Origin of the sequence: Phreatobacter sp., assembly GCF_051860605.1 — a bacterium.
Taxonomy (GTDB): domain Bacteria; phylum Pseudomonadota; class Alphaproteobacteria; order Rhizobiales; family Phreatobacteraceae; genus Phreatobacter.
The window spans coordinates 1-16,314 of record NZ_JBHYDR010000013.1 but is presented as its reverse complement, the minus strand read 5'-3'; the positions used below and the strand labels follow the sequence as shown (position 1 = coordinate 16,314).

Below are 16,314 nucleotides of genomic sequence, written 5' to 3'. Positions count from 1 at the left end.
GACGCCTCACATGAAGGCCGCGAGATTCCTGCGGATGCGGTCAAGCACGCGGCCCTCGTCGGGTCCGATAGCGAAAGACCGGCCGGTAATGGTCTCGAAGGCCTCGATATAGACCGCAGCCGTCGCCACGATGACATCGTCCGGGATCGGAGGAACAGGGTCCCTGTAGGGGTCGCAGCGCGCGACCACCCAGTTGCGCACGAAGTCCTTGTCGAAGCTCTCCGGCTTCTCGCCGGCGGCAAAGCGGGCCGGATAGGTCGCCGCCCGCCAGTAGCGGCTCGAATCGGGCGTGTGGATCTCGTCGGCCAGCACGATGCGGCCGGTCTCGTCCGTGCCGAACTCATACTTGGTGTCGACGAGGATGAGCCCGCGCTCGGCAGCGCGCTGCTGCCCGCGGGCGAAGAGCGCCAGGGCATAGGCGGTCAGCGTCTGCCACTGGTCCGGTGTCACAAGCCCTTGCGCCAGCACCTCGTCCGGCGTCAGCGGCTCGTCATGGCCGCCGTCGAAGGCCTTGGACGTCGGCGTGATGATCGGCTCCGGCAGGCGCTCGTTGTCGCGCATCCCGTCCGGAAAGGTCACGCCATACATCGTCCGCTCGCCCTTGCGGTAGAGGGTGAGGACCGAGGTGCCGGTGGTGCCGGCGAGGAAACCGCGCACCACGATCTCGACCGGCAGGATGGTCAGCCGCTTGCCAACGACCACATTCGGGTCGGGATAGGCGATGACATGGTTCGGGCAGATGTCCACCGTCTCCTCGAACCAGTAGCGAGCCGTCTGGGTCAGAACCTCGCCCTTGAACGGGATCGCCGCCAGGATCCGGTCGAAGGCGCTGATCCGGTCCGTGGCGATGATGACCCGGCTGCCGTCCGCGAGGTCGTAATTGTCGCGCACCTTGCCGCGGTAGTGGTTCGGCAGTTCCGGGATGGTGGCATCGTCGAGCACGCGATGCGCATTCGCCCTCAAAAGTGCCATGTCCATGGTCGCGTCTCTCCGGCCGTCAGGCCCGCTTATGGCGCCTTCATGCGGCCGCGTCGACAGGCGGCGGAGCTTGTCCACCGCCTCCTCCGGGACAGGCGCCGAGGAAAATCCGTGCATCCGCCGGCATCGCCCCGGCAAAGCGCTTGACCGCGATACGGCGATCGTCTTGGTTCGCTTGCCCCTCCGTCACCCGAGGCCCTCGTGGAAGCCTACGCCACCACCGTCATCGAGTTCGTCAAGGCCAATCAGGGCTGGGCGCCGCTCATCATCTTCCTGCTCACCTTCGCCGAATCGCTGGCTGTCCTGTCGCTGATCGTACCGGCCTGGGCGATGATCATCGCCTTCGGCCCGCTGGTCGGGGCCGGCGGCATTCCGTTCTGGCCGATCCTGATCGCGGCGGCCCTCGGCGCCATCCTCGGCGACGCGGTGTCCTACTGGGTGGGCTATTACTTCAAGGACGGGATCGGCAAGATCTGGCCGCTGTCGCGCCATCCCGACCTGCTGCCCAAGGGCCATGCATTCTTCGAGAAATGGGGCGTGTGGGCCATCTTCATCGGCCGCTTCTCCGGGCCGCTGCGCGCCTCCGTGCCGCTGGTCGCAGGCATGGTGGGCATGTCGCAGTGGAAGTTCCAGATCGCCAACGTGGTCTCGGCCTTCGTCTGGGCCGGTGCGCTGCTGGTGCCCGGCAATTTCCTCGGCCAGTACCTGAAATGGCTGCACTGACCTGAACCGGGCCGTCAGGCGAGCGAGCCGGTTCCGAGCCTGTCCAGCGGGAACCGGTGGACGTCCTTCAGGAGATCGACAAAGGCACGGGCGGTGAACTCCGTCTGCTCGCGTCCCGCCGCCGGCGTCGCGGCGGCCGCATTGCCGATGGCGCCCGCCGTCGACAGGTCCTCGCTTGCCCAGCCGAAGCCGACCGGCCCGGTTGCGCGCAGGTGCCGGTAGGCGCGCTCCATGCCGGTCGCGGCCGAACCGAAATCGCGGGCCTTCGCCATGTGAACCAGATCGCGCCGGAGATGCAGCATCTGCGCCGTCTCGATCTCCCCGCCATGGATGCCGTGCTGCCGCTCGGCATCGGAGAACAGCCCGTCGGGCGCACCGAGCCGGTGCCAGGAACAGGTCACGACCAGCATCCCGTGCCGGACCCTCAGGTCGCGCGCCACCATGTCCATCGCCGCGACATTGCCGCCATGGGAGTTGGCGATCACCAGTTTGCGGACGCCGGCCCGTGCAACACCATCGGCAAGTTCAGTGAGGAGACTGACCTGCGTCCCGGCCGACAGCGTCAGTGTGCCGGGAAAGGCCTGGTGCTCGGTGGACAGGCCCATCCAGACCGTCGGCAGGAAGGTGACGGGCAGGTCCTTCGGCAGGATGTCGCGCACGGCCTGCACATTGCCTTCGGCGATCACCGTGTCGACCGCCAGCGCCAGATGCGGCCCGTGCTGCTCGGTGGCCGCGATCGGCAGGACCGCGATCCAGGACCGCGTGTCGCCGGTGCGGAACTCCTCCGTCGTCATCTCGGCCCAGAGCTGGCGCGGCAGCATGACCGTCTCCCCCTCTTCAGGCGGCCCGTGCCGCCACGATCTCCACCTCGACCTTGAACTCGGCCCGCGTGAAGCCGGAGACGATCATCAGGGTGGAGGCCGGCGGAGGGTTCGTGACGTGCCGGTCGCGCGAGGCCATGTAGCCGGCCATGTGCGCCCGGTCCGTGACAAAGGCATTGATCCGCACGATATCGGAAAAATCCATGCCGGCCTCGGCCAGCATGTGGCCGATGGCGGCGAAGCACAGGTCCGCCTGCGCCTCGGCGCTGTCGGGCACCGTGCCGTCCGCGCCGACGCCGAGCTGGCCGGAGCAGAACATGAGGCGCGAACCGGCGGGCACTTCCACCGCATGCGAATATTTCGCAAAAGGCGCCGGCATGGCAGCGGGCGTGAGCTTTCTCAGCATGGCGTCAGGCCACCTTTCCGGCCTGGATGGGCAGGGCGGTCGTCTGCTTGATCCGCTCCATGGCAAAGCGCGATGTGACATTCTTCAGCGGCGCCTGGGCGATCAGTCGCTTGTAGAAGGCATCATAGGCATCCATATCGGCCACCACCACGCGCAGCATGTAGTCGACATCACCGGCCATCCGGTAGAACTCCATGACCTCGGGCATGGCCGCGACCATCTCGGCGAAACGGGCCAGCCAGCCCTCGGAATGGTCGGAAGTCTCGATCGACACGAAGACCGTCAGGCCGAGCCCCAGCTTGCGCGGATCGAGCAGCGCCACGCGGCCGCGGATGATGCCCTCGGCCTCGAGCTTCTGGATGCGCTTCCAGGCCGGGGTCGTGGACAGGCCCGCCCGCGACGCGATCTCGGCGATCGACAGCGAGGCGTCCTGCTGCAGCACCGCCAGGATGCGCCGGTCGGTATCGTCCATCTTCATCGCCCCCTTCATGCTCGCCCCCGCTCCTCTGGCTGATGTGCGCTTCGTCCGCTCTCCGGTCTAGACCGTCGCCCGACCGAAGGCGAGCACCGGCACGCGCCTGCACGCCAAAGGTCTATTTTGTGCGGCGCAAAAGCAGGCGTATCATCCTTCATGATTCCTCCCTCCCCGAGGAGACCGCCATGACCTCCCGTCGCTCCGTCCTGGCTGGCTTCGCTGCCGCGGCGCTGCCCGCCCCGCTGGTGAGGGCCCAGGCGCTTCAGACCGTCAGCTTCGGCACCAACTGGGTGGCGCAGGCCGAGCATGGCGGCTTCTACCAGTCGGTTGCGGACGGCACCTACCGCCGGCTCGGGCTCGACGTGACCATCGTTCCCGGCGGGCCGCAGACCAACAACCGCATGCTGATGACCGTCGGCCGGCTCGATTTCTTCATGGGCGGCAACCTGATTCAGGCCTTTGCGGCGGTGGAGCAGAACGTGCCGACGCTGGCCGTGGCCGCCCTGTTCCAGAAGGACCCGCAGGTGATGCTCGCCCATCCCGGCCAGGGCATCGAGACCTTCCGCGACCTGACGGGCCTGCCCACGCTGTTCATCTCGCAAACCGGCATCGCCACCTTCTTCCGCTGGATGAAAGCCGAATACGGGTTCCGCGACGAGCAGGTGAAGCCCTACACGTTCAACGCCCAGCCGTTTCTGGCCGACAGGCGTTCGGCCATGCAGGGCTATCTGACCTCCGAACCCTATGCGATCGAGACAACGGCCGGTTTCCGGCCGCAGGTGTTCCTGCTGGCCGATGCCGGGTTCGATCCCTATTCGACCACGATCGAGACACGCCGCGCGCTGCTCGACGAGCAGCCCTCGGTGGTGCAGCGCTTCGTCGAGGGCTCCATCATCGGCTGGTACAATTATCTGTACGGCGACAACGAAGCCGCCAATGCCATGATCCGCCGCGCCAATCCGGACATGGGCCCGGACAAGCTTGCCTATGCGCTGGGGCGCATGAAGGCCCTCGGCATCGTCGATTCGGGCGATGCCGAAACCAAGGGCATCGGGGCCATGACGGACGAGCGGGTCAAGCGCTTCTTCGACACGCTGGTGCGCATCGGCCTGTGTCGCCCCGACACCGACTGGCGGCGGGCCTTCGACCCGCGCTTCGTCAACAAGGGGCTTGGCCGGGAACTCCGGCGCGCCTGATCGCTGATCAGTTGCCGGCGTAGAAGGCGGCCGGCCAGGGCCACTGCACCGTATAGCCGGGCGAGCCCCAGAAGCGGTCACGTCCGGCCCTGCCGCGCATCGAGTTGGACATGGCCACCGGCTCCCCCGTGACGGAGAAGGGCGAATGCACCATGTCAGGCCGCATCGACAGCCGGTCGCCGGCAAAGGCGACTTTCGGCGTGATCAGCCAGCTCGGCCGGGTGACGCGCACCTCCGGCACCGCCCCTCGGCGACGCTGCTGGGCCTCAGCCTGGTGGATCGCCGCCTCGACGGCGAACAGGGCGGTCGCGGCGACAAGGCCAATGGCCAGCTTGCGGATCATGACATGCTCCAGATGCGTCGCAGGACTCTAGCGCCGCGGCGCGCTTCGGTCGATAGCCTGCCGGTCACACCTTGAGGAAGTGTGACCGGCAGGCCGCACTGCAAAGGCGACGCGGGTCAGGCTGCGCGCCGCCAGGTGGCCGACAGGTCCAGACCCTGCCAGCGGGGCGCTTCCGCCCCGGTCGGGCTGACCAGCCCGCGGGCGCCGTCCAGTGCGCCGGGGATGAGGTCAAGCCCGAGGAAGCGTGCGCGATCGACCGGTCCGGGGAGCCAGAGACGGTCCATATTGCGGGAGGAAAAGCCGAAGCGTCCGTAATAGGGCGCATCGCCCACCAGAATCACGACCCGGTGCCCGTCGTCGCGGGCGCGCCCGAGCGCCTCGCGCATCAGCATGGCACCGATGCCGGCCGAACGGATCGAGCCATCGACCGCCAGCGGTCCGAGCATCAGCGCCGGCCGCTGCGGCCCGAGGGCCACGTTCCACAGGCGCACGGTTCCGACCAGGCGTTCGCCAAGCATCGCCACCAGCGCAAGGCCTTCTGCCGGAAGGCGGCCCTCGCGCAGGCGCTCGCAGGTCTTGGCAAGGCGGGCCTCACCGAACGCCGCATCCAGCAGCGCCTCGCGCGCTTCTGCATGGCGGGCCTGCTCGTCGGCGATGACGACCGGCGTGGCGGTGAAGTCCTTCGGGGCGACATGCACGGTCATGGCCGCGGTCCTTCTCGGCAGGAGCATTTTCGGCAGAAGCGATTCTGCGCCTCAAAATGCGACCACAGGGGATCCGGAGCCGCCGCGCTCTTCGTCGAAAAGCGGAAGGCCCCAGGAGAGAGACGACAGCCCTCGTTCCGGGGAGACCCCGGCCGGTCGGGACGCTTGGGCTTTGGGAAGGGCCCCGCCCGGCAGGCCGGGCGGGTCCGGTTCAGACCGGCGTCAGATGCACACGCTCGCCAGCGGCGCGAAGCCGTTGAAGCCGACCGTCGAATAGGTCGTGGTGTAGGCGCCGGTCGCCTCGATCAGCACCTTGTCGCCGATGGAGAGCGACACGGGCAGATCGTAGGGAACCTTCTCGTACATCACGTCGACCGAATCGCAGGTCGGGCCGGCCAGCACGCAGGGGGCCTTGGCATCGCCATCCCGCTCCGTGAGGATCGGGTAGCGGATCGCCTCGTCCATGGTCTCGGCGAGACCGTGGAACTTGCCGATGTCCAGATAGACCCAGCGCACCTCGTCCTCGTCCGACTTCCTCGAGATGAGGACGACCTCGGTCTCGATGATGCCGGCATTGCCGACCATGCCGCGGCCCGGCTCGATGATCGTCTCCGGAATGCGGTTGCCGAAGTGGCGGGTCAGCGCCTCGAAGATGGAGGCACCATAGGCCTCGGCCGCCGGCACGTCCTTCAGGTAGCGCGTCGGGAAGCCGCCGCCCATATTGACCATCTTCAGCTCGATGCCCCGCTCGGCGAGCGTGCGGAAGATCGAGGAGGCAGTGGTCAGCGCCTGGTCCCAGGCCCCCATGTTGGTCTGCTGCGATCCGACATGGAACGACAGGCCATAGGCGACGAGGCCAAGCCGGTGGGCGTGCTCGAGGACGCGCGGAGCCATCTCCGCCGCGCAGCCGAACTTGCGCGAGAGCGGCCATTCGGCACCCTCGCAGTCCTGCAGGAAGCGGCAGAAGACCTTGACGTCCATGGCGCCGATGGCGGTGGCCTGGCGGGCGATCTTCTCGACCTCGGCCTCGCAATCGACCGCGAACAGCCGCACGCCGTACTGGAGGGCGCGCGCGATGTCCTTTTCCTTCTTGATCGTGTTGCCGAAGGAGATGCGGTCGGGCGTGGCGCCCGTCACCAGGACCTGCTCGATCTCGACCACGGACGCGCAGTCGAAGCTCGAGCCCATCTCGGCGAGCAGGTTGAGGACTTCGGGCGCAGGATTGGCCTTCACGGCGTAGAACACGCGCGTGTCGGGAAGCGCCCGGGCGAACTTGGCGAAGTTCTCGGCGACGACCTCCAGGTCGAGCACGAGAATGGGGCCGTCGTCACGGCGGTTGCGAAGGAACTCGCGGATACGGTCGGTCATTGAAGCCTCCCCCTCGGGCCGCCTGACGGCCCGCAAAAGGAATGGAACCCATGGGAGGTTTCGCGCTTTCCGGGTCCGCTTTGGAGACGGATGACCGGTGGCGGGCACCACCCGATGACGTTCGCCGAGACATCATATCCGGGGCACGGATCAACGATCCGCGACCGGACAGCAATGCCTTCGATTGGCTTGGGGAGACCCCGCACCGCACGGCCGGCAAGAAGAACAAGCCTCTTCGGTAGCTGGCTCTGGACACCAGCTGAGACCAAAAAAGCCCGATCGTCGTTGCTTCAAGTCGCGTCCCCTGCGGAGGGCAGGGTTCGCCGGTTCGCCTCCGGCTGCCGGTTAGGTTATCGAAGACCCCGCGTCTTGCGACGCCCCTGCCTTGGCCGGCGAACCGGATAGGCCTTGTCTTCGGGCGGCTGTCCGGCCTCTTGTCCGGATGCCCACCAACCGGCACGCAACCACAGGCACGTGCGAAATTGGGCAAGGGGGTGATAACAGATTCACACCCGGGCGCAAGCCTTTTTCGACCCCCGGCCTCACGAATTTTCGCTTGGGGCTTCATCGGCTTAACGGATGTTCATGGCGACGGCCGACGGGCGTCTTTCATGGACAATCCGCCGCGCGCCCTGATAGCCTTGCCGCACAGCAATCCTCCCCCCGGCGAGACCAGACGCAAGTGGCAGCAACCGTCGATATCGCCGCCTACAAGGATATCCTGATCATTCTCGGCACCACCGCGGTTGCCGTGCCCGTGCTCGGCCGCCTCGGCGTCAGTCCGGTCCTCGGCTTCCTCGGCATCGGGACGCTGCTCGGCCCTTCCGGCCTTGGCCAGCTTGCCGCCCAGTGGGACTGGCTGCGCTTCATCACCGCCACCGACAGCGTCCAGATCGCAGCCTTCGCCGAACTCGGCGTCGTCTTCCTCCTTTTCCTCATCGGCCTCGAACTCTCCTTCGAGCGTCTGGCCCGCATGCGCACCCTCATGCTCGGGCTCGGCTCGATGCAGGTGGTGGTGACGACGGCCGTCATTGCCCTCGCGGTTGCCTGGGTCGGACGGCCGGTGGCGGCCACCATCCTGATCGGCGGGGCGCTCGCCCTGTCGTCCACCGCCATCGTGGTCGAGCATCTGGCGGCGCGGCGGCGCCTCGCCTCGGGCACCGGACGCGCCACCTTCGCCGTCCTGCTCTTTCAGGATCTCGCGGTGATCCCGCTCCTGTTCATGGTCGGGGTCTTTGCGGCGCGCACGGATGGCGGCTCCATCTGGGGCGGCCTCACGCTGGCCGTCGCCCAGGGCGTTCTGGCCATCGTGCTGGTGGTGATCATCGGCCGCCTCATCCTGCGGCCCTTCATGCGGATGGTGGCAAGCGCCGACGAGCCGGAGGCCTTCGTGGCGGCAGCGGTACTGGTGGCGGTCGGCACCGGCGTCGTCACGGCCGCCTTCGGCCTGTCCATGGCACTTGGTGCCTTCGTCGCCGGCCTGCTGCTGGCCGAGACCGAATTCCGCCGGGCGGTGGAGGCAACGCTGGCCCCGTTCAAGGGCATTCTGCTCGGCGCCTTCTTCTTCTCCGTCGGCCTGTCGATCGATCTCGGCATCATCATTGGCAGCCCCGGCACGTTCTTCGGGCTGCTTGTCGGGCTGCTGCTGGTGAAGATGGCGATCATCGTGCCGCTGGCCCGCCTGTTCGGCCAGACCTGGACAGTGGCCATGCGCAGCGCGCTGCTGCTGGCACCGGCCGGCGAGTTCGCCTTCGTCATCATCAAGCTGTCCGTGGCCGCCGGCGTCGTCGCCGCGGCGACCGGCGCTTTCGTCACGACGCTCACAGCCGTCGGCATGGCGCTGGTGCCGCTTCTCGACAGGCTCGGCGAGCGATTCGAGAAGCGGCTGCAGGCGCCGGCGACCGTCGATCCCGAACTGCTGGTCGCCCCGCCGGAAACGGCTGGGCGGCATGTCGTCGTCGTCGGCTACGGCCGGGTCGGCCAGCTGGTCTGCGAGATGCTGCAGCGCCACGCCATTCCGTTCATCGCCATCGACCGCGACGTGCGCGAGATCGCGATGCTGCGGCGGTCCGGTCACGAGGTCTATTTCGGCGATGCCGCCTCGCCCGGCTTTCTCGGCATGTGCGGCATCCGCGAGGCCTCCGCGCTGGTGCTGACCATCCACACCGCCGGCGCCATCGACGAGATCGCCAGGGTGGCCAAGGGCCTGCGGCCGGACCTCACCATCATTGCGCGCGCCCGCGATGCCGACCACGCCCGCCAGCTCTACCGGATCGGCGTGACCGACGCCGTGCCGGAGACCATCGAGGCCAGCCTCCAGCTCTCAGAAGCCGTGCTGCTCGACCTCGGCGTGCCGGCCGGCCTGGTCATCGCCTCCGTCCACGAGCGGCGCGACCTGTTCCGCCAGGCCCTGCAGGATGCCGGAGGCGATCCGGAGCGCGTCCGCCAGGTCCTGCGCTCCTCGCGCCCGGCAGCGGCGGGCGGCAGCTGAGCGGACCGGGTCAGCGCATCAGCACGCGCGCGGCCTCGCGGGTCGTCTCCACCGCCTGGGAGACCTGGCCGACCGCCGCGGCCATGGCCCCGACGCCCGTCGCGATCTCGGCGACCGAGCGCGAGGCGCCCTGCATGCTTGCCGACATGTCGCGCGTCACGGCGCTCTGCTCCTCGACCGCAGCGGCGGTCGCGGCAACATTGCCACGCAGGATCTCGACCGATCCGCAGATCGCCCCGAGCGCCTTCACCACCTCACCCGAGATCTGCTGCACGCCGTTGATCTCCGCGCTGATCTGGTCGGTGGCGCGGCCGGCCTGATTGGCAAGGTTCTTCACCTCCTGCGCCACCACCGCGAAGCCGCGACCCGCATCGCCCGCGCGCGCGGATTCGATGGTGGCGTTCAGCGCCAGCAGGTTGATCTGTCCGGCAATGGTCGAGATGAGCGCCACGATGCCGCCCATCGCCGTCGCCGCATCGGTCAGGCGCCGGGTGAAGTCGCCCGCTGCCTCGGCCTCGCGGAAAGCCTTGTCCACCTCCTCGCGCGACTTGGACATGCTGCCGGCGATCTCCGATACGGAGGCGGCCAGTTCCTCCGCCGCCGCCGCCATGGCCTGCACGGTGCCGGACGTGGCCTCGGCGCCCTGAGAGGCAGCCTGGGACTGGCCGGTGGAATGTTTCAGCGCCTGGTCGATCTCGCCGAAGTTCCGGTCGATGATGGTCCGCAGCTGGTCCAGCAGGTGAACCTGGCTGGTGATGTCGGTGGCGAACTTGACCACCTTGTAGGGCCGGCCCGAAGCATCGAGGATCGGATTGTAGGAGGCCTGGATCCAGATCTCCCTGCCGCCCTTGCCAAGGCGACGGTATTCGGCAGCATCATATTCGCCGCGCTTCAGCCTCGCCCAGAAGGCGGCATAGTCGGGGCTTGTCCGGTAGGACGGTTCCACGAACATGCCGTGGTGCTGGCCGACAATCTCGCCGAGGCCATAGCCGACCGTCTTCAGGAAGTTCTCGTTGGCATCGAGAATGATGCCGTCGAGCGTGAACTCGATCACCGCCTGCGCCTTGCGGATGGCGGCGATCTGGCCGGCGCGGTCCGCATCGTCCCGCTTCTGTCGGGTGATGTCGGTGGCGAACTTCACCACTTTGATCGGCTTGCCGGCCCGGTCGAGGATCGGATTGTAGGACGCCTCGATCCAGACCTCGCGCCCGCCCTTCGCCAGACGGCGGAACTGGCCGGCCGAGAACTCGCCGCGCCGCAGCCGCTCCCAGAAGTCGCGATAGTCCTGCGAGTCGCGATAGGCCGGATCGACGAACAGGCTGTGGTGGCGCCCGACAATCTCCTTCAGCTCGTAGCCCGTCGCGGCAAGGAAATTGGCATTGGCGGCAAGGATGTTTCCGGACAGATCGAACTCGATGATCGCCTGGACGCGATCAAGCGCGGCGAGCCGCGCCCCGTCATCCGCTGCCCGTTTCGACTGGAAGCCCAGCATGACGTCGCCCCAAGACCCCCGCGCGCCCCTCATCCGCATGCCGCCGCACGGGGGTACGGCTGGAGGCGGTTTCATGCCCGTCGATGTTCAACTTGCGCTCGCATGGTGAAAGATGAGTTAACGCAAAGATAAGCTGGCGCTGAATACGATAGCGCACACAGCGTTTGCATGAGCATTTTTGGCTCGATACTTCCTCCTGGTCAGCTCCGCTCTGACCACCTGCCGATCGCCAGCGGCAAGCGGTGCCCCTTGCCGAACCCTGCCGGTTTTGCCAAGGTCAGGTGCTTATCGACGGCCCTCCGCCATTCCGGGACGGGGGGCCGTATCCGTTCCGGAACCCCGAGGGGATCGAGGACATGATGAGCGTCAACAAGTCGGGTCACATCAGGCTGACCTCGCATCCAGGAGCCGGCACGGCATCGCGGTTCCGCCTGAACTGGGGGGCGCCGACCCCAGAGGCGCGCGGTCCGGTGGTCGCCACCGTCAATGCCGGACCGGACCGCAATGCCATCGGCACCCATGGCGGCTCCTACGCGCTCTACCGGGCGCTGGCGGTTTCGGCCGGCGCGCTCAACCCGATCCAGCGGCCGGACCTCACCAACACCCATCCGGTCGTCCCGATCGGCCCGTTCCCGCAATGGTCCGAGCCCGGCCGCATCGTCTCGATGGATCCGTTCGGGCATCTGGTCGGCGATGCCTATCGCGATCTGATCGCCGAGGGCGTCGACATCCGCCCCTCCATCGCCATCACCAAGGCGCGCCTGACCCTTCCCGAACTGAAGGACGATATCGGCAAGCGGCTGAAGGCGGACGGCCAGATCGTCCGCGACAGCGGCGATATCGCCTGCGTCAAGATCGCCATCGATCCGGTCTGGTACCTGCCGGGCATCGCCGAGCGGTTCGGGACCTCGGAGACCAACCTGAGGCGCACCCTGTTCGAGCAGACCGGCGGCATGTACCCGGAACTGGTGACGCGGCCGGACATGACCGCCTTCCTGCCGCCGATCGGCAACATCACGGCCTATCTGTTCGGCGACCTGTCGAAGCTGGGCGATCCGAAGACCTTCATCTCCGGCCGCCTGCACGACGAGTGCAACGGATCGGACGTGTTCGGCTCCGACATCTGCACCTGCCGGCCCTATCTGGTCCACGGCATCGAGGAGGCCGCCCGCGACGCGCAGGCCGGCGGCGTCGGCTTTGTCGTCTACAACCGAAAGGAGGGCCGGGCCCTCGGCGAGGTGACGAAGTTCCTTGTCTACAATGCGCGCAAGCGGCAGGAGGGCGGCGATCAGGCCTCGACCTATTTCGAGCGCACCGAATGCGTGGCGGGCGTCCAGGATGCGCGCTTCCAGCAGCTCATGCCGGACGTGATGCACTGGCTCGGCATCCGCCGCATCGACCGGTTCATGTCCATGTCCAACATGAAGCACGACGCGCTGGTCCAGGCCGGGATCGATGTCGTCGAGCGCGTGCCGATCCCGGCCGACCTGATCCCGCCCGACGCATCGGTGGAGATGGAGGCGAAGAAGGCGGCCGGCTATTTCACGCCGGAGGCACCGCCGACCAAGGACGATCTCAGCCGGGTTGTCGGCCGCCGGATCGAGGATTTCTGAATATGGATGCCCCGTCGGCTGCGGACAGCGCGGCGTTCGCGCGCCCTTCGAGGTTCGGTGCACTCGACCGGCCACCGTTTGGGGGTGAAAATTTGCGCCACGACGAAGCCACCTCACCGGAACAGACCTGTCTTCCATCGGAGTGCCTGTGATGGCCTTCGCCATGCTCGATGCCCCGCGGGCGGCACGCTCGCTGCTTACGGCCTCCGCGGTCAGGGAGCGTGCGGCACGGATGCTCGCGCTGGGCCTGGACGACAGGCTGATCGCCTTCACCGTGGACATGGACCGGCTGCCCGCAGCGGCGGACTGCGTGGTGGACGTGATCCGGGACAATTACCCGGATCTGGTCATCCCCTTTCACGCGCGCTGGCGGCATTTCCGTGCCGGTGACCGCGATCTTGGCCGGCAATTGGTCGACGCCATCGCCGACCCGGCCGAACGCGGCCGCACCGCCTTCGATCTCGCCATCGTCTCGGTGCTGCTCGATGCCGGCGCCGGCATGGCCTGGCGCTATCGCGACGAGCCGACGGGCGCCGAACTCTCGAAATCGGAGGGTCTGGCCGTCGCCTCGCTGCGCATGTTCGAGGCCGGCGCCTTCGCCGATGACGGGCGCTCGCCGCGCGCGGATGCTGCACGCCTCGCCGCGATCTCGGCGGGCGATATCGCCGCCGGGTTTCAGGTGTCGGAGGACAATCCGCTGGTCGGGCTGGAGGGGCGCGCGAATTTGCTGAGCCGGCTCGGCATGGCCGTGCGGGACAATCCGGCCGCCTTCGCAGTGGCCGACGCTCCGCGGCCCGGCGGTCTTTTCGACCGCCTGGCCGCCGACGCGGACAACGGCGCCCTGCCTGCCACCACCATTCTTGCCGCCGTGCTGGCCCATCTCGGGCCGATCTGGCCGGGCCGCGTCATGCTGGGCGGGCTGTCGCTCGGGGACTGCTGGCACCACCCCCTGATGCGCGCAGGCGATGCCAGCGACGGCCTCGTCCCGTTCCACAAGCTCTCGCAATGGCTGTCCTATTCGCTGATCGAACCGCTGCAATGGGCCGGCCTGACGGTCACTGCCATCGACGGACTGACGGGACTGCCCGAATATCGAAACGGCGGACTGTTTCTCGATACCGGTGTCATCGCGCTGCGCGAGCCGGAGGCGGCCGCGGCCGACAACCGGATCGACAGTCCGCTGGTTGTGGAGTGGCGCGGGCTGACCGTCGCCCTCCTCGACCGCATCGCGCCCATGGTGCGCGAGCGCCTTGGCCTTGCCGCCGGGGATTTTCCGCTGGCCCGTGTTCTGGAGGGCGGCACCTGGGCCGCAGGCCGGCGCCTCGCGCGCGAAAAGCGGGCTGACGGCGGGCCGCCGATCCGCGTGGTCAGCGACGGAACCGTCTTCTGAAGCAACAGCCCGGCACAGCGTCTGGAGGGATTTCATGCCGAATGTCACCGTCGTCGATCACCCGCTGGTGCAGCACAAGCTGTCGCTGATGCGCGACAAGGCCCGCTCCACCAAAGGCTTCCGGCAGCTTCTGCACGAGATCGGCATGCTGCTGTGCTACGAGGTGACGCGCGACCTGCCAATCGAGATGGTCGAGATCGAGACCCCGCTCACCACCATCAAGGCGCCCCGGATCGAGGGAAAGAAGCTGGTTTTCGCGCCGATCCTGCGGGCCGGCCTCGGCTTTGTCGACGGCATGCTGGAACTTGTCCCCTCCGCCCGCGTCGCCCATATCGGGCTCTACCGCGACCCGCAGACGCTGACGGCGGTCGAATACTACTTCAAGGCTCCGGAAGATGTCGCCGACCGGCTGGTCATCGTCATGGATCCAATGCTGGCAACGGCCAATTCGGCCATCGCCGCCGTGGAGCGGCTGAAGGAGCGCGGCGTGTCGAACCTGCGTTTCGTCTGCCTGCTGGCGGCCCCGGAAGGCATCGACAAGTTCCACGCCCATCATCCGGACGTGGCCATCTGGACCGCCTCGGTCGACAGCCATCTCAACGACCATGGCTACATCGTGCCGGGGCTTGGCGACGCCGGCGACCGGATGTTCGGCACGAAGTAGGAGGCCGCACCGACCTGCCGCCTGCCCAGCCGATGGGTCGGAACCGGAACCGCTAATCCAGCCGTTCGATCAACGCCTTGGCAGCCGCCGGGGCCTTCGGCTTGAAGCCGTTGATCATGAACACGAAGACATCCCGCGGCCCGGCTGGGGGCGTATCCGCGGTGATCTGCGGCAGATCCTCCGGAACGCCGCCCGTGGCCCATGCGCGCGCACGTCCCGCCCAGGTGTCCAGGGCGTCGGAAGAATAGCCGGCAGGCTCGCCCTCCTGCGCGCATTGCAGGCGCAGATAAACGAAGGGCGCCGTCACGTCGAAGAAGTAGGGGTAGTCCGGCTCGTCGGCAAAAGCGGCCGCGACCTGATGCTTGCGCAGGATGGCGATGAATTCACCCGTCATGAAGCTGGCGTGCCGGACCTCGAGCACATGTTGCAACGGCATTCCGGCAACGCTCCGCGGCAGCAGATCGAGGAAGGCGTCGATGTCGTCGGGATTGAAGGCTTTCGTGGCGGCGAGCTGCCAGTTGATCGGCCCGAGCCTGTCGCCGAGCTCGCCGATGCCGCTGTCGACGAACCGGTTCACCGAGTCACCGGCCCCCTTCAACTCCCGCCGGTTCGTGGCATAGCGCGGCCCCTTCAGCGAGAACACGAAGCCGTCCGGTGTCTCCGATCGCCATTTGGCGAAGGTCTCGGGCTTCTGCGACGAATAGAAGGTGCCGTTGACCTCGATCGCGGTCACCGCCCGGCTCGCATAGGTCAGTTCGTCCTTCTGCGGCAGGCCGAAGGGATAGAAGGACCCGCGCAAGGGCTCGAAGGTCCAACCGCCAATGCCGACCCGGATCGCACCACGTGTGGCCATGTCGTCACCTCCCGGGCACAGCCTCGCACACGCCCGTAGCGAATCGTGGCAGGAGCCCGCCGCCAAGACCTGACGTGACGCAAACGAAAAAACCCCGCACGGTGACCCGTGCGGGGTGATCTTGGTTGCGGGGGCCAGATTTGAACTGACGACCTTCAGGTTATGAGCCTGACGAGCTACCGGGCTGCTCCACCCCGCGCCAACCGGACCGGCCTTGCCGCTATGCAGCACGGGCCCGAAAACGAAGAAACCGCGCGGGCAGCGCGGTTTCAGAACATCATCAAAAGAGCTTTGTCCTTGGCAGGCCTGGCAGCGACCTACTCTCCCAGGTCTTGAGACATAGTACCATCGGCGCAGAGGAGTTTAACGGCCGAGTTCGGGATGGGATCGGGTTCAGGCTCCTCGCAATAGCCACCAGGCCGGCGAAGGACAAACGAAGCAAGCTGGAATTTTGATCTTCAGTCGATGACCACAGCCCGGATGGGCATGGGTCATGAGAGCGTTCAAGCCAATCGAACGATTAGTACCGGTAAGCTGCACGCATTGCTGCGCTTCCACACCCGGCCTATCAACGTGGTGGTCTACCACGGTTCTCAAGGAAGACCTCGTCTCGAGGTGGGTTTCCCGCTTAGATGCATTCAGCGGTTATCCCGTCCACACATAGCTACGCTGCACTGCCGCTGGCGCGACAACAGCTCCACCAGAGGTGTGTCCATCCCGGTCCTCTCGTACTAGGGACAGATCCTCTCAAGTCTTCAACACCCACGGCAGATAGGGACCGAACTGTCTCACGACGT

General features: G+C 67.2%; 15 protein-coding genes, 1 tRNA gene and 2 rRNA genes. 6 read left to right on the top strand and 12 right to left on the bottom strand.

Annotation, left to right across the window (positions count from 1 at the left end):
* Window positions 1-6: 6 nt before the first annotated feature.
* Window positions 7-978, bottom strand: a complete 972-nt coding sequence (locus tag ACTIFS_RS19335; protein WP_439575754.1) for a phosphoribosylaminoimidazolesuccinocarboxamide synthase — start codon at window positions 976-978, stop codon at window positions 7-9.
* Between the two features lie 201 nt (window positions 979-1,179).
* Here ACTIFS_RS19335 and ACTIFS_RS19330 point away from each other — a divergent pair, with 201 nt between their 5' ends.
* Window positions 1,180-1,701 (top strand): DedA family protein, encoded by a 522-nt coding sequence (locus tag ACTIFS_RS19330; protein ID WP_439575753.1) that lies wholly within the window; start codon window positions 1,180-1,182, stop codon window positions 1,699-1,701.
* A gap of 14 nt (window positions 1,702-1,715) precedes the next feature.
* On the opposite strand, the gene ACTIFS_RS19325 is transcribed toward ACTIFS_RS19330, so the two are convergent.
* Genes ACTIFS_RS19325 through ACTIFS_RS19315 form a run of 3 tightly spaced genes read right to left on the bottom strand, consistent with a single transcriptional unit; the run spans window position 1,716 to window position 3,400 of the window.
* Window positions 1,716-2,522 (bottom strand): creatininase family protein, encoded by an 807-nt coding sequence (locus ACTIFS_RS19325; RefSeq protein ID WP_439575752.1) that lies wholly within the window; start codon window positions 2,520-2,522, stop codon window positions 1,716-1,718.
* Between the two features lie 16 nt (window positions 2,523-2,538).
* The gene (locus tag ACTIFS_RS19320; RefSeq protein ID WP_439575751.1) at window positions 2,539-2,928 is read right to left on the bottom strand and encodes a RidA family protein; all 390 of its coding nucleotides are present in this window, start codon (window positions 2,926-2,928) and stop codon (window positions 2,539-2,541) included.
* A 4-nt stretch (window positions 2,929-2,932) separates the two neighbouring features.
* Entirely contained in the window at window positions 2,933-3,400 is a 468-nt protein-coding gene (locus ACTIFS_RS19315; RefSeq protein ID WP_439575874.1) for an Lrp/AsnC family transcriptional regulator, read from the bottom strand.
* Between the two features lie 188 nt (window positions 3,401-3,588).
* On the opposite strand from ACTIFS_RS19315, the gene ACTIFS_RS19310 reads away from it, so the two are divergent.
* Window positions 3,589-4,599, top strand: a complete 1,011-nt coding sequence (locus ACTIFS_RS19310; protein ID WP_439575750.1) for an ABC transporter substrate-binding protein — start codon at window positions 3,589-3,591, stop codon at window positions 4,597-4,599.
* A gap of 7 nt (window positions 4,600-4,606) precedes the next feature.
* Here ACTIFS_RS19310 and ACTIFS_RS19305 read toward each other — a convergent pair whose 3' ends face one another.
* The 3 genes from ACTIFS_RS19305 to ACTIFS_RS19295 form a co-directional block, all read right to left on the bottom strand.
* Window positions 4,607-4,942 carry a hypothetical protein gene (locus ACTIFS_RS19305; protein ID WP_439575749.1) on the bottom strand — a complete coding sequence of 112 codons (336 nt, stop codon included), beginning with the start codon at window positions 4,940-4,942 and terminating at the stop codon, window positions 4,607-4,609.
* Window positions 4,943-5,058: 116 nt separating this feature from the next.
* Window positions 5,059-5,646, bottom strand: coding sequence for a GNAT family N-acetyltransferase (locus ACTIFS_RS19300; protein ID WP_439575748.1), 588 nt, complete (start codon window positions 5,644-5,646; stop codon window positions 5,059-5,061).
* Window positions 5,647-5,868: 222 nt separating this feature from the next.
* Complete coding sequence (locus tag ACTIFS_RS19295) at window positions 5,869-7,014, bottom strand: type III PLP-dependent enzyme (RefSeq protein WP_439575747.1); 1,146 nt, start codon at window positions 7,012-7,014, stop codon at window positions 5,869-5,871.
* 682 nt (window positions 7,015-7,696) lie between these two features.
* On the opposite strand from ACTIFS_RS19295, the gene ACTIFS_RS19290 reads away from it, so the two are divergent.
* Window positions 7,697-9,505 (top strand): cation:proton antiporter domain-containing protein, encoded by a 1,809-nt coding sequence (locus ACTIFS_RS19290; RefSeq protein WP_439575746.1) that lies wholly within the window; start codon window positions 7,697-7,699, stop codon window positions 9,503-9,505.
* Between the two features lie 10 nt (window positions 9,506-9,515).
* On the opposite strand, the gene ACTIFS_RS19285 is transcribed toward ACTIFS_RS19290, so the two are convergent.
* A complete protein-coding gene (locus ACTIFS_RS19285; RefSeq protein WP_439575745.1) occupies window positions 9,516-10,997 on the bottom strand; it encodes a methyl-accepting chemotaxis protein in 1,482 nt (493 codons plus the stop codon).
* A gap of 356 nt (window positions 10,998-11,353) precedes the next feature.
* Between ACTIFS_RS19285 and ACTIFS_RS19280 the strand changes: the two genes are divergently transcribed.
* From ACTIFS_RS19280 to upp, 3 genes are all read left to right on the top strand, one after another.
* Window positions 11,354-12,610, top strand: coding sequence for a GTP cyclohydrolase II (locus ACTIFS_RS19280; RefSeq protein ID WP_439575744.1), 1,257 nt, complete (start codon window positions 11,354-11,356; stop codon window positions 12,608-12,610).
* A 151-nt stretch (window positions 12,611-12,761) separates the two neighbouring features.
* On the top strand, window positions 12,762-14,000 hold the full coding sequence (locus ACTIFS_RS19275) for a URC4/urg3 family protein (RefSeq protein WP_439575743.1): 1,239 nt from the start codon (window positions 12,762-12,764) through the stop codon (window positions 13,998-14,000).
* Window positions 14,001-14,034: 34 nt separating this feature from the next.
* Window positions 14,035-14,664 carry a uracil phosphoribosyltransferase gene (upp, locus tag ACTIFS_RS19270; protein WP_439575742.1) on the top strand — a complete coding sequence of 210 codons (630 nt, stop codon included), beginning with the start codon at window positions 14,035-14,037 and terminating at the stop codon, window positions 14,662-14,664.
* Between the two features lie 52 nt (window positions 14,665-14,716).
* Here the strand turns inward: upp and ACTIFS_RS19265 are convergent, their stop codons facing one another.
* The 4 genes from ACTIFS_RS19265 to ACTIFS_RS19250 form a co-directional block, all read right to left on the bottom strand.
* Window positions 14,717-15,517 carry a DUF72 domain-containing protein gene (locus ACTIFS_RS19265; protein WP_439575873.1) on the bottom strand — a complete coding sequence of 267 codons (801 nt, stop codon included), beginning with the start codon at window positions 15,515-15,517 and terminating at the stop codon, window positions 14,717-14,719.
* A gap of 122 nt (window positions 15,518-15,639) precedes the next feature.
* Window positions 15,640-15,716, bottom strand: a tRNA-Met gene (locus ACTIFS_RS19260).
* 105 nt (window positions 15,717-15,821) lie between these two features.
* Window positions 15,822-15,936 (bottom strand): 5S ribosomal RNA (gene rrf, locus ACTIFS_RS19255).
* Between the two features lie 80 nt (window positions 15,937-16,016).
* Window positions 16,017-16,314 (bottom strand): 23S ribosomal RNA (locus ACTIFS_RS19250); the annotation flags it as partial.